Origin of the sequence: Methanosarcina barkeri MS (genome assembly GCF_000970025.1) — an archaeon.
In the GTDB taxonomy this organism is placed as follows: domain Archaea; phylum Halobacteriota; class Methanosarcinia; order Methanosarcinales; family Methanosarcinaceae; genus Methanosarcina; species Methanosarcina barkeri.
In genome coordinates this window covers 71,384-84,949 of sequence record NZ_CP009528.1, presented here as the reverse complement: position 1 = coordinate 84,949, position 13,566 = coordinate 71,384, and the positions used below count along the sequence as shown (strand labels likewise).

11 protein-coding genes and 2 tRNA genes are annotated in these 13,566 nt (G+C 39.2%); 5 read left to right on the top strand and 8 right to left on the bottom strand.

Annotation, left to right across the window (positions count from 1 at the left end; genetic code table 11):
* Window positions 1-86: 86 nt before the first annotated feature.
* From MSBRM_RS00470 to MSBRM_RS00450, 5 genes are all read right to left on the bottom strand, one after another.
* Window positions 87-2,351, bottom strand: a complete 2,265-nt coding sequence (locus MSBRM_RS00470; RefSeq protein WP_048154038.1) for a CDC48 family AAA ATPase — start codon at window positions 2,349-2,351, stop codon at window positions 87-89.
* Window positions 2,348-3,034, bottom strand: a complete 687-nt coding sequence (locus MSBRM_RS00465) for an ArsR/SmtB family transcription factor (RefSeq protein ID WP_048120750.1) — start codon at window positions 3,032-3,034, stop codon at window positions 2,348-2,350. The genes MSBRM_RS00470 and MSBRM_RS00465 overlap by 4 nt, the downstream gene beginning before the upstream one ends.
* A gap of 362 nt (window positions 3,035-3,396) precedes the next feature.
* Window positions 3,397-4,062 carry a hypothetical protein gene (locus MSBRM_RS00460; protein ID WP_052712636.1) on the bottom strand — a complete coding sequence of 222 codons (666 nt, stop codon included), beginning with the start codon at window positions 4,060-4,062 and terminating at the stop codon, window positions 3,397-3,399.
* Between the two features lie 375 nt (window positions 4,063-4,437).
* Entirely contained in the window at window positions 4,438-4,875 is a 438-nt protein-coding gene (locus MSBRM_RS00455) for a Zn-ribbon domain-containing protein (protein WP_048154035.1), read from the bottom strand.
* A 291-nt stretch (window positions 4,876-5,166) separates the two neighbouring features.
* A complete protein-coding gene (locus MSBRM_RS00450; protein WP_080943652.1) occupies window positions 5,167-5,856 on the bottom strand; it encodes a phosphoribosyltransferase in 690 nt (229 codons plus the stop codon).
* Window positions 5,857-6,258: 402 nt separating this feature from the next.
* Between MSBRM_RS00450 and MSBRM_RS00445 the strand changes: the two genes are divergently transcribed.
* Entirely contained in the window at window positions 6,259-7,077 is an 819-nt protein-coding gene (locus MSBRM_RS00445) for a helix-turn-helix transcriptional regulator (protein WP_230668982.1), read from the top strand.
* Here the strand turns inward: MSBRM_RS00445 and MSBRM_RS00440 are convergent.
* Entirely contained in the window at window positions 7,065-8,021 is a 957-nt protein-coding gene (locus MSBRM_RS00440) for a methionyl-tRNA formyltransferase (RefSeq protein ID WP_052712635.1), read from the bottom strand. The genes MSBRM_RS00445 and MSBRM_RS00440 overlap by 13 nt on opposite strands.
* Window positions 8,022-8,766: 745 nt before the next feature.
* Here MSBRM_RS00440 and MSBRM_RS00430 point away from each other — a divergent pair.
* Entirely contained in the window at window positions 8,767-9,633 is an 867-nt protein-coding gene (locus MSBRM_RS00430) for a protease inhibitor I42 family protein (RefSeq protein WP_048120758.1), read from the top strand.
* Window positions 9,634-9,739: 106 nt separating this feature from the next.
* On the opposite strand, the gene MSBRM_RS00425 is transcribed toward MSBRM_RS00430, so the two are convergent.
* Window positions 9,740-9,931, bottom strand: a complete 192-nt coding sequence (locus MSBRM_RS00425) for a hypothetical protein (RefSeq protein WP_048120759.1) — start codon at window positions 9,929-9,931, stop codon at window positions 9,740-9,742.
* Window positions 9,932-10,164: 233 nt separating this feature from the next.
* Between MSBRM_RS00425 and MSBRM_RS00420 the strand changes: the two genes are divergently transcribed.
* The 3 genes from MSBRM_RS00420 to MSBRM_RS00410 all read left to right on the top strand — a co-directional run bounded on the left by MSBRM_RS00420 (window position 10,165) and on the right by MSBRM_RS00410 (window position 11,983).
* Window positions 10,165-10,239 (top strand) — tRNA-Met (locus MSBRM_RS00420).
* Between the two features lie 63 nt (window positions 10,240-10,302).
* Window positions 10,303-10,377, top strand: a tRNA-Met gene (locus tag MSBRM_RS00415).
* 274 nt (window positions 10,378-10,651) lie between these two features.
* Window positions 10,652-11,983 carry a signal recognition particle protein Srp54 gene (locus MSBRM_RS00410; protein ID WP_048120761.1) on the top strand — a complete coding sequence of 444 codons (1,332 nt, stop codon included), beginning with the start codon at window positions 10,652-10,654 and terminating at the stop codon, window positions 11,981-11,983.
* Window positions 11,984-12,606: 623 nt separating this feature from the next.
* On the opposite strand, the gene MSBRM_RS00400 is transcribed toward MSBRM_RS00410, so the two are convergent.
* Window positions 12,607-13,176, bottom strand: a complete 570-nt coding sequence (locus MSBRM_RS00400) for a GMP synthase subunit A (RefSeq protein ID WP_048120765.1) — start codon at window positions 13,174-13,176, stop codon at window positions 12,607-12,609.
* Window positions 13,177-13,566 lie beyond the last annotated feature (390 nt).

The window sequence follows — 13,566 nt, the reverse complement described above, 5'->3', positions numbered from 1 at the left end:
TATAAATCAGTCATTGTTTCACTTCAGTAGTTCCTGAATTTTTAATAATAAAAAGCAGGAAGTTGCCGACTTATAAAGAAGTGGGCTCACTGAGCCTGAAAGAAACCCGAAACATTTTCTTGTTCAATTTCTTTTTTCTGTGAGTCAGCCTCAGGAGCTTCTTCTTCGAAATCAGTTGCGTATTTAGCAAAGAGTTCAGCACTCCGTTCATAAGCTGCAAGGCTTTCCCTGGAAGTTGTAGGCTTCACACGGCGGATTGCACGTTCAAAGTGCTTCTTTGAAATCCTGACTTCTCTTGCCCGTTTTTCGATGTCCTTCCTGTCAGCCCCTGGAGTAACGATTTCCCTCAGGGCCAGCATCGCAGCCTCCCTGCAAATACCTTCGATGTCTGCACCCACATACCCTTTGGTAATATCAGCAAGCTCGGAGAGATTTACATCTTCTGCAAGGGGTTTTCCCTGCGTATGGATCTCAAAGATCTTTTCCCTGCTTTTGTTATCAGGTGGCTTGATATATATGAGCCTGTCAAAGCGGCCAGGCCTGAGAAGCGCAGGGTCTACCATATCAGGCCGGTTTGTAGCCGCAACAATAATTACATCCTTGAGTTCCTCTACTCCGTCCAGTTCGGTAAGGATCTGGCTGACAACTCTTTCGGACACATGCGTATCTGAAGCAGAACTTCTTTGGGGTGCAATTGAATCGATTTCGTCAAAGAAGACAACCGTCGGTGCAGCCTGTTTGGCTTTCCTAAAAGTTTCCCTAACAGCACGCTCGGATTCTCCCACATACTTGCTAAGCAGCTCCGGACCTTTAATGCTGATAAAATTGGCTTCGCTTTCACTTGCAACGGCCTTTGCAAGCAAGGTTTTACCTGTACCCGGAGGCCCAAACAGTAATATTCCTCTTGGGGGTTTTATATTGATAGTACTGAAGAGTTCAGGATACTTCAGAGGCCACTCAACAGCTTCAATGAGTTCCTGCTTTGCATTGTCAAGTCCTCCGATATCATCCCATCCTACATGCGGAACCTCAACATAAACTTCCCTCATTGCAGACGGTTCGATATTTTTCAGGGCTTCCTTGAAATCATCTTTGGTGACTACGAGTTTATCAAGAATTTCCTGGGGAATTTCTTCTTCTTCGATATCGATTTCAGGAGTTATCCTTCTGAGAGCATGCATTGCAGCTTCTTTACATAGTGAAGCCAGATCAGCGCCTACAAACCCATGAGTTACATCTGCAATCTCACTAAGGCTTACATCCTGAATAGGCATACCTCTGGTGTGAATGAGAAGAATCTGCTTCCTGCCGTTCCGATCGGGAATTCCGATTTCGATTTCTCGGTCAAATCTTCCACCACGGCGAAGAGCTTCATCTATTGAATTCGGGCGGTTTGTGGCAGCAATTACAACTACCTCGCCTCTGGACTTTAGTCCATCCATAAGGGAGAGCAACTGGGCGACTACCCTGCGTTCCAGCTCTCCTGTGACTTCGCCACGCTTTGGGGCAATGGAGTCGATCTCATCTATGAAGATGATAGAAGGCGCTTCTTTTTCGGCTTCCTCGAAAATCTCTCGAAGCTTCTGCTCGCTTTCTCCATAATACTTGGAAACAATTTCAGGGCCGCTGATAGTAATGAAATTTGCATCGGTTTCACTTGCGACTGCCTTTGCAATCAGTGTTTTACCCGTGCCTGGAGGTCCGTGAAGCAGTACACCTTTGGGGGGCTCAATTCCCAGCTTCTGGAAGAGTTCAGGATGTCTCAGAGGCAACTCAATCATTTCTCTGACAAGTTGAATTTCCCTTTTAAGCCCACCGATATCCTCATATGAAATTCCTTCTGGAACCCGGATCTCCTCGGCTGATTTCTCCTTAATTACGATATCAGTGTCTTTAGTAACAACAACAGGTCCTGCAGGTCTTGTAGATGCAACTACGAAAGTCAAAGGGTTATTTACAGTTTCCACCCTGATCTGCTGACCTTTGTTCAAAGGTCTTCCCTCAATAATTCTGAGGATGTAGTGAGCCCCTCCAACAAGTCTTACAGGCTGAGAAGGAGCAAGAGTAACTCTCTGAGCGTGTTTTGCCTGGACTTTCTGGATTGTAACCCTGTCATCAATCCCAACTTTGGCATTACTGCGCAAGTTTCCATCGATCCGGATCCGGTTTTCCTGTTCACGCTCCACATTTGGCCAGACAATTGCGTAGGTCTTGGCTTTCCCTGAGATCTCAATTATATCCCCACTTACAAGCCCCATCTGCTGCATCAAGCGGGTGTCGATTCTTGCAATTCCCCTGCCCACATCCTTATGATAAGCTTCAGCAACTCTCAAATTAATTGTTTCAGTCATTCGTTCTCAACTCCGGTCTCACGGATTTTCCAGTAATACTGGTTATTTTTAATACCATACTCAATAAACCCCCTCTTTGTAAGGTCTATCAGGTTAGCGTTAACAATACTCGGGTGCAAGCGCAGGTTGTAACATAGGGTAGCGAGAGTGGTTTCATTTTTCAGAAGTTCAAACAAGAGCTCACACTCTATAGAGTTCCTGGATATTTCTTCAATTGAGTCCAGGCAACGATCCATAGCTTCCGTGTATTCAGCCTGAAGCTGCTGCTGCATCTGTGCAAGTTCTTCGTGCCTTTTTTTGAGTTCTTTAATCCTGCTGCTCAATTCAAGAAATAAAGTTGAAGATTCTTCTCCCGGAGGAATCTCCTTTTCCACAGGATTCTCTTCTTTTTTTCCCTTGTCAAAAGTAACATCATGAAGTGTTACTGTATAGGCATAGGGGGATACTGCCACTTCAAGTCGCATGTTGTTTGCGATATTGAAGTACTTACGCCTCTGTTCATCCACACTGCATTCTATAATTCCCGCCTGCTCAAGCAGACCGAGATGACTTATTATGGCTTTTGGCCCTACTCCCAACCTGCTAGAGATCTCACTGACATAGCAGGGACGGTTTGCAAGAAGTTGAATAATCTTCCTGCGGTTTTCATTCCCCAAAATGTCAAGTAATTTTGCCGGGTCCATAATTTTCCTCTGATAACAATCTAAATTTGTGAGATATTAAGGCAATCATGCCACTTTTGCGATTGTATATTTTTTGATTATAAGTATCTAGCCTTGAGTAAATTCGAACAGGAAGTCCTGCCTAAAACTTTACCCGGAAGACTAGCTGGATAGGAGAATGTACATGATAGTAACCAATAGTTAGCATTAATTGTATATAAATGTTTCTGCAATTATTTATTTTCTTTCGTAACCAAAAAATAAGAAAGCTCCGAATACGAGACTATAAATAAAAGAATAACAGCAAAATTAGATTGAAGTATAAGCAGCAAAAATCTGGACTTGAGTGTAAGTTAACAAAACAATAGTTGTCATTCACAAATTTAGAGAATGAGTTGCTTATTGCTTTCACCAGTTCCTGGCAAATTCTTTGTTGAACCTGAACCACGCAAGAAACTTAGAGGATCCAACAAATATTCCATTTTCTTTCTTTCATTTTCCCAGTTTATCAAAAATACTGCATGAACGGTTTTTCCATTATATTCTTCTGAAGTTACCGCAATGGTGTACATCAGATTACAAAACTCGATTGAACCACAAAAAACATCACCATAAACATAAAATTCAGCTCTACTGTAAGGCACCCCTTTAACGTGCCCGGAATAATGACATGACTCTCCCCCATTGAGAACTAAAATCTCATCGAATTCTATGTCAAAATTTCTGTCTAGTAATCTAAGATTAATATTTCCACTTTCAGCCGCTTCCTTGAACTTTTTAATATCTATAATGAAAGTTTCAGAGTCGTCCCAGTAATCCTGAGAATTAACAAGGTTATCCTGAAGATTTACTTTCTGAACGATACCACTCTCATGAAAGTCTGTAACTTCCGTGATTGAGCTTTCGTTATAAACGGTTTCAACAAGCTGTTTTGTGGAACATTCAGAAATAGTGTCTTCGTTGTTAACCAGAAGAAAACTTCCTGAGAAAACAACAAGTCCAAGAAAGACTGCAAGGATGAATATTTTACAGAAAATGGTGATTTTCATTAAGACCCCATCTCAAAGATAAAAGTGGCCAGCTTTAATATTCAGTATAAATTTAGGCTCTTGATAGAATAAACTTTCGAACACAAAGTATTTAGATTCAGAAACAAGCTAATAGGAATATAAAATGTAAATTGCGTTACAATGAATAATAATTAAAGAAAGAGTTTACAATTGGAAATAACAAAATTGGAAATAACAAAATTGGAAATAACAAAATTGGAAATAACAAAAATAGGATAAGCTAACCATATACTTCAGGCTAAAAGCACAGGCTTTTACGCTTTTTTCTATAAGACTATCCTGAAATTATTCTTCAAAAACATCCAAGAAAGAAATTTCTGGGAAATTTTGAAAAATCTAAGTTATTTCTGCTTTTTAATTTTTCTTTTTGTTTTCCTTTTGCTGGCTGAAAACCGAGGGCAGGTGCAGGGCGTAAGACCCTTCTTCCCGGATTGCCATAACGAGTTCTTTTCTTTCAAGAAGGGAGTCCAGGTTAAGTTCATAGGAGCCAGGCCCAAGGATTCTTACGGACTCTACTCTTTCTTCATCTGTTTCCCTCTCGACTTCTGGTTCCTGCTTTACACTTTCCTGCTCAGAAGCAAGAGCCTCATCAATATTCTTGACAACTTCATCCAGAGAGGATTCCAGATCCAGCTTTTGTTCTTCCAGAGCAAGCCTTTCCTGATTTTCCAAACCTTCACATTCTTTTTTTACATAAAGGAATTTATTCCAACCGCAGTTCGGGCAGCCGCTCAGGATAACAGGATCTCCGTCTTCAAAAATGGTTCCGCATCTGGTACATCTGTGGGGCATGAATTCACCGGTAATGATAGTGGGTTAATTTGATGTTAATGAATTAATTGATTGTAAATGATGTAATTATGTTACAGAGTGGCTATAGTGATAGCCTTATGGATACTTAAAATATAGATACCCTAAACAGATATGTATATTTGTATTTTACAACTTAACACCTACAGCTTAACGCCTTCATTTAAACGAAAGATAACTCTACCCAGTAGAAGTAAAAATATCCTCTTAAGTTGTAGGCCCCTTTTGCTTTCCAACGAGAAGCATAAACTATTAGCCTGCTCAAGAAGAAATTTATAATAAACCTTTTTGTAATAATTTCCAATGCTTCTTTCCATTGATTATTTCAGAATTGACCTTGTGCACTCTTTCCATCTCTTCCAGAACTTCTGGAAGCCTTCCTGGCTGGGTAACTTCAAAAACAATAGAGTCCAGATCATGGTTTATGTAAAGGCTGTGTTTAAGGTCCTCAAGATTCCAGAGTTTTTTAGGGTCTTTTCTCATGCATTTAGTCAAGATACTTGTCATATCTTCTATAAAGTTCCAGGGATAGATAATCCAGGCCCAATCCTCAAGCCGTTCACCAACATAATCGGGGTCGATTTTAGAACTCCCCAGGTACTGTAATGAAGCAGTCCTGACTTCTGTAGGATTGTGATTTTCCACGTAAGCTCTGGCACTAAGCATACTTTCTCCAGTATCAACAATATCATCTACAATAAGTACCTTTTTTCCTTCCATCACATTGTTCGAAAGAGGGTATCGAATATAAGGCTCACCAGTATCAATAGCTGTGTCTCCTATGTAGTGCTCGATTTTCAGACTAGACAGATCATCAAGCCCCAGGAAATCACAGAGCACTCGCCCGGCAAACCAGCCTCCCCTTGCAAGCGCAATAATTACGTCTGGTTCATATCCAGAACGTTTGATTTCCGTAGATATGTTTCGGCACAAACTATAAATGTAATCCCAGTTCGTAAGCACACACTTGAATGATTTTATGCAAAGTCCTCCATGATCTGAAAATCGCGATACGCAGTCAGGATACTATCAGATAAAAAGTACCACTTTCCAAGCTTTATATTCGACCTATATAATTAAAATTATAGACCTTAAGTTTTCTTATCTTGTCAAAGGATAACTCGAAAAAGATTAAAAAGAACAGGATAAATTAAAGAGAACTAGATAAATTAAAAAGAACAGGATAAATTAAAAGAAATATGATATAATTAAAAATGAACGTTTGAAAGATAGGTTATAAACCCTTGCTATACTGAAAGAATGCGACTGAAAGGACTCAACTGAAGTTAATTTCAAATATTTTTAGATATTTCTCGTAGAACTAGCAGGTTCCTTCAAAAAGCCTTTTTAAAAACCGAAGGAAAAATGAATCTTTCGCAAAAGTGCATGATCCGGAAAGTGAAATCAATGGACAAAGCCTTGATAGACCTGATTTTTATGTCCCAGAAAAGAAAAGACCTTTTGCTCCTTCTCAAAAATGGAGGTAAACCGATAGAGGAAATAGTAAACGGTCTGAACGTTAACCCAACGGGCATGCTTCCCCAAATCAAAAAACTGAAAGATGAACATCTGGTTTATCAGGAAGATAGAGAATACAGGCTAACGACTCTTGCGAAAATATTGGTCGAGAAGATGGAGCCTTTGCTCGATACTCTGCAAGTCATTGAGGAGAATGCGGAATACTGGCAGGATCGCGATCTCTCCGAATTACCCAGGACATTTCTGGAAAGGCTTAATGAACTGAAGTTCTGCTTCCTTGTTAAACCTGATCCCGATAATATTTTCGAGCCTTCTTCCGTGTTCCTGGATAACATAAAGAAATCAAAAAAGATACTCTGTTTTTCATCAATATTTCATCCGGTTTTTTCTGAAATATTCCTAGCAAATAAAGACAATGATACCAGAATAACCCTTGTAGTAACAGAAAAAATCTGTGAAAGACTGAAAACTGATTTCAAAGAAGAACTGAAACTTTATTTGGCCAGAGAGAAAAGAAAGCTTTTCATCTGTAAGAAAGAAATAAAGATTGCTATGCTGGTTAAGACCGAATACTTCATGGCTGCTGACTTTCTTACTTCAAAAGGGATTTTTGACCAAGAAACTATTATGGGTTTTGAGCCTGCAGCTCTGAGATGGACTGAAGACCTTGTTCTGTATTACAAAGAGCAGGCTCAGCAGATATAAGGGTAAATTCGGGAAAGGAAACTTGCAGGTGAAAATGTAACATCAACATATATTTTACCGTTTTTGCAGACGAAAAAATGTTTTGAATTCTCCTTATAAAGTTTTCCTACTTTATATCCGGAAGTATTACATATTTCTGTATTCAGAATTTTAATCGTGAACCCAAGTTTGTACAAATTGGGTTTCTTCAATAGAGTGGGATGGTACTTCGGAGTGCCATTTAAAAAATGAAATACTCGTTCAACACCCCAATCATCCCATTTTATAAGCTCGTTATATTCATCAGGTTTAATCTTTCTGGCTCTCACCGTTGGAGTAGTTGCAGACTGCTTTATTCTGGGAACATCTCCACTCTCAATAGTAGCCATTGTTTTTAAAAGAAACTTTATTCCTATCAAAGATAACTTCTGAACAACTTCCTCAAGCTTTTCACCCGAACTTATAAGAATCCTTTCCTGGAAAATTATATCACCGGTATCTTCACCTTTGTTTATATAATGAAGAGTGACTCCTGGATTAAGGATATAATCATAATATTCCCAGAAAAGTGGGGCTGGCCCTCTATATTCTGGAAGATGTGAATAATGAAGATTAATAGTCCCAAGTTTTGGGATCGTAAATATATTCTCCTTCAAGAGATGAGACATAGAATACACAACTATAATATCGGGCTGTAAATGCTTCATCCATTTTTGAAAGGCTTCGTTGTCTCCTTTCCTTAAGTAGTAGTAAGGAATTTTCAGTTTTTTAGAGAAAGTTTTTAAATTTAAAGGCTTTGAAGTGAATGAATAATAGGCATCTGTAAAAACCCCTCCTATAGCTTTAAGGAATGAGTTAGGTTCTCTTGTCCGGGAGCACTCAACAATTCCCACTACCTCATGTCCTGATTCAATAACGGATTCAAAAACGTTAGAGACTCCCTGTGTAATAATTGCAACTCTCAATTGAAATCCCACCTATCTTTATTTGAGACGAAACAAGAAAAAATCTGCTATAGTCACTTCTTTTAATTTCCATGCTATGTATATTTTAGATATTCTCCAGGGACTCAAGAGGGGCCTCCTTAAGTAGCAATTCAAAGTATTTTTCAATTTCACTGTAAAAAATTGCTTTTTTGAATCTTAAAAGTACAAACTGTATGTTTCGGACAAAAAACATATAGTTAACACTGTTATTAATGGTTACATGGGGTTGGTATATTATATATAAAACTATGCTAAAAATCAATGGTGGACTTTAAGAATGGGGGTTTAATAACCGAATTTTAATACTGAGTATTATCTATTTATATCCAGATGTATGGAGTTTTATAGAGACATAATATTATAAAAGCTTGTTTAAAAGTGCATATCAAGCTTTTGGACTGCTGAAATTCAAAGATATTGGACTGCTGAAATTCAAAGATATTGGACTGCTGAAATTCAAAGATATTGGACTACTGAAATTCAAAGATATTTACTTACTAGAAACTGAAGCTTCTAAGTTACCGGGATTCGAAGTTTTTGAACTATCTGAATTGATAAATAATATCGAGGGAAAGTTTCCAATACGATTTAATCAACAAAAAATATAACTGACCTATAAAGCTGCGAACAGAACTGAAGTTTAAGCAAAGGATAAATCCAAACAGGCTCATCTTTTCATAAACATATTAGAAAGAATAAGAGCAGAGAAAAAAAGAGGGGAAAAATGAAAACAGGAACAAATAATAAGTTTTGGAAGTATGCAAAAATTATAACATTTCTGCTTACGGCCTTTGTGGTTATTCTTTCCGGCTGCGTTGACGAAGAACAGAACGAAACCGAATCAGGAAATACAACAAATAATAGTCAGGAAATTACCGGAACAACCAATAATCAAGGAACCACTGGAGGAGATTACATATACGGTACTGCAAAGGTAAAGAGTATCCAGATTGTGACCCTTGAGTCATTTCCTGTACAGGTACAGGTAATAGCAAAAGGCTACCTACCCGACGGATGTACCAAAATCGACGAAATAAAGAATGAAGGAGAAGGAAATGCCTTCAATATCACTATAAGTACAAAACGCCCTAAAGGTGCATTCTGTACACAAGTTATAACGAATTTTACAGAAACCATTCCCCTTGAAGTTCGGGGTCTCAAAGCCGGGAACTACACTGTAAATGTGAATGGAGTAAACGGGTCTTTTGAACTACCCGTAGATAACGTACCTGAAGAAACTCCTGGTTCTATGTCGACGAAACAACAGATAATAACCGAAGCTGACAACGGAACAAGTATAAGTATTGAAAATGAAAGCACGTTTTACCTCAAGCTTAAGGAAAACCCGACCACAGGCTATTCATGGGAACTCAATCTGAGCCAGGGGCTCAATAATATCTCAGGAGAATATTGTCCTCCAGAGCAGCCTGAAGGAATAAAGCAACCTCTTGTAGGCGCGGAAGGAGTCCATTTATGGGAAATTAAAGCCGTATCTAAAGGCAACCAGCAGGTAATGGGAATATATAAAAGACCCTGGGAAAAAGTAACCGGAAAAGAAGAGAACTTCATACTCAATGTTGAGATTGTCTGAGTTGCCGGTAATACCTGCCTTTTCTCGGTTTGTTCATCCCGTTCGATAAAGGAAAGGGTATTTTAACTTTTAATCCGGGACTGTATATTCTCTCCTGCTGGCCTTCTTAAAGGGATTCAAGAGCCTGTTTCAGGTCTTTAAGGCAGTTTTCGCAGATGTAGGATGTACCGATTTGTGTACATCCAAGAATTTCCGCACCTTCTTCCTTTTCTCTTTCCCCCTGGCCTCCAGGATAACCTTCGCAGTAAACTCCACACTTAACTTCGCAATAAGCTCCGCAGAATAAGCACCTTGTCATAATATGATTTAGGGTTTGAAATATCAAATATATTTCCGGAAAAGCCTGAGAAAATAACGGACAGAATATGAAATATGACAAATTGCAGTTAACTGAGGAATTTCTTTAGAGAAACGCCTAAATTCTACGATAAAACTCTAAAGATTAAAATACCAAGCGAAAACTATATAAACGATCGTTAGTATGTTCTGATAGTTGTCCCAGGCAAGGTGGCCTGATAAATAAAACCCTGTAGCGGGGTGGGGTAGCCAGGAGATCCCGACGGGCTCATAACCCGTAGACCGATGGTTCGAATCCATCCCCCGCTATAGTAAAGCTCTTTTCTGAGTTTGTTTGTGGTTTGACACATTTTTAGGTTTTAATTCCCCTGTAGCGGGGTGGGGTAGCCAGGAGATCCCGACGGGCTCATAACCCGTAGACCGATGGTTCGAATCCATCCCCCGCTATAGTAAAGCTCTTTTCTGAGTTTGTTTGTATTTTTGTGTTTTAACTCGTGTTTTAACACTTCTCAGAGCCTTTTAGATAACCCAGTTTCAAATCTTCATACCCGGCAACGTTTTTATAGCCGGTTACCGATTTATATATAGAACCCATTTACTTATCCCTTTTTTAAGCTACTAAACTCAAGGCTTATTAAGGAAGGTTACTGTCTTAAACAAGGTCAAAAAAGTGTGAGTATCTTTTTATTTATCCTCAAAAAATCAGCAGGATGACTTTCATATGGTAATGGAAAAACTTGGAGACTCCTTACAGGGGGCGCTCAAGAAGCTGATCGGCGCGGGGCGAATTGATGAGCGTACGGTCAATGAAGTAGTAAAAGATATCCAGCGGGCTCTGCTCCAGGCCGATGTGAATGTAAAACTTGTTATGGGAATGTCCCAGAGAATCAAAGAGCGTGCAATGAAAGAAGCCCCTCCTGCAGGTATGAACCCGAGGGAGCACGTAATCCGCATCGTATACCAAGAATTGATGGAAATTATCGGCAAAGGAGCTGAAATTCAGCTCAAGCCGCAGATTATAATGATGGTGGGACTTCAGGGAAGCGGAAAAACTACCAGTACAGCAAAGCTTGCTCGTTACTTCCAGAGAAAAGGACTCAAAGCAGGAGTTGTCGCCGCAGATACCTTCCGACCTGGCGCATATCAACAGCTTAAAACTCTCTGTGAAAAACTCAATGTAGCTTTCTATGGAGAAGAAAACAATCCAGATGCTGTCGAAATCACCAGAAACGGACTCAAAGCCCTGGAAAAATACGACGTGAAAATTGTGGATACCGCAGGCCGGCATGCTCTTGAATCCGATCTGATAGAGGAGATGGAACAGATCAACGCCGTTGCCAAGCCAAACCACAAATTCATGGTGCTGGATGCAGGTATAGGACAGCAGGCAAGCCAGCAGGCGCATGCATTTAATGATTCCGTAGGAATTACAGGCGTTATCATAACAAAACTTGACGGTACTGCAAAAGGAGGCGGAGCCCTGTCTGCCGTTTCCGAAACAAAAGCTCCTATTGCCTTTATCGGCGTGGGGGAAACGCCGGAAGATTTTGAAAAATTCGAAGCTGACAGGTTCATTTCAAGGCTTCTTGGCATGGGAGACCTTAAAAGCCTAATGGAAAAGGCTGAAGAAACCCTTAGTGAAGAAGACGTAAATGTAGAGGCCCTGATGCAGGGGCGCTTCACCCTCAAGGATATGTACAAACAGCTTGAAGCCATGAACAAAATGGGCCCTCTTAAACAGATTATGTCCATGCTGCCACTGGGAATGGGCGGAATGGGAGGCGTTAAGCTCTCAGATGAGATGTTCCAGGCTACAAGTGACAAGATGAAGAATTACAAGATAATCATGGACTCAATGACAGAAGAAGAAATGAATGACCCCAAGCTCATAGGTGGCTCCAGGATCAAAAGAATTTCAAGAGGCTCAGGCTGCAGCCCTGAAGAAGTAAGGGAGCTTCTGAAATACCACAAAACCATGCAGACAGCTCTAAAAGGCTTCAGGGGTGGAAAGTTCAATATTCAGAAAATGATGAAGAAAAGACTCGGGATGTAATATCCCGAATATCTTATTTATCTTTATTATAGTGTTTATTTGCGTTTATTTTTCTTTTATAATTCTAAATTTAAGGAACATTTTGTTCCTAAGGTTAATATCGATTGACAATGTCGATTGTTGACTATGTAGAAATCCTAATTCAAATATTTTAAACTAATTCATGTTTAGGACATTAAGTAGATTAGGATATTAAGTAGGTATTAAGATTTTTGCAGAGATTTCTTTTTACTGATATTTACAATTATAGAGACGATAAAATAAATCCATAAAAAATAAATTACGTTTGTAATTAGAATATATGGGATAGTAGTACTTTTAAAAATCAAGAAAGTTGTATATTTTTCTGGACCAAGAATCCTGGCGATAAAAATTGTGGAAAAGAATTTAATAATAATGGGAAAAATGTTCAAACCTATTATTAAGATAATAAGAATATAGATTTTTTGTTTCGTTGGCTTAATAAATTCTTTTACATTCATGATTTATGTTAAGTCTAATTTGACTTTAATTTTTTTGCATTGTTACTATGTAGAAATCCTACTAAAATCAATAATAAGTACATCAAAATTTAGAGGATTTCTACAAAGCCCGATTGTTAATGTCAATAATTAACATCGATCTTAATATTTTTCACAAATTTCAAGGAAGTTGGTAAGCAGTTCTTCTCCCTTCTCTGTATGGGAAACCTCAGGATGCCATTGTACACCGTAAATTGGTTTTGTTGGGTGGCGCATAGCTTCAACTTCACAAATATCAGACCGAGCAAGATGGATAAAGCCTTCAGGCAGAACGGCAACCTCATCTGCATGGGAAGCCCACACTGTAGCCTTGGGTCCGAGTCCACGCAGAATATCGTCTTCTTCGAGCACTTCTATCTCAACCTCTGCATACCCGCCTTTTTTCCCTGCATGAACATGTCCTCCATATGCTAGGGCAATTGCCTGATGCCCGAGACAGATTCCAAGAATAGGAAGATCAATTTTCCGGACGTAATCGAAACATAAACCTGCCCTATCCATTTCCGGCCCACCACTCAGAATCAGTCCGTCCGGCTCCTCTGCCAGGATATCCTCAATTGGCGTTGTATTAGGAATTATTTTCGTATCCATATCAAGATCTCGAACAGCCCGGTGAATGAGATGGCAAAATTGTCCGTAGTTATTTACAACAAGAATTTTCAGCTCTTTCATGATTCCTTCAGTTCCTGTTTTGGTATGATTGTATTTTCTAACGCTCTGAGTTTACTCTATTAGCCGGTCTTATCCTATTTTAATTCTTGTATGTTTCCAAAGTTTAGAATTGATAATTATTTTCGTGGGCAGGAGGCTTCGAGTTAGGTACATTTACTTGCTCTATGTTTCCTCTGACCTGGAATGTATTTTTAATGATGCCTTTTATTCATAACAAATAGTTGACTTCAAATAGTTGACTTTCAGATTTGATCATTATAGTACATTATTATACAGAAAAGTTCAAGAATATCCGTTACTATTAAAGTGCATAACTTATCTCGTAGCTAGTTGGAATAGCTTTAAATAGGTTTAATGTGCTAACGTGTCACATACTAGCACGGGGTTCCG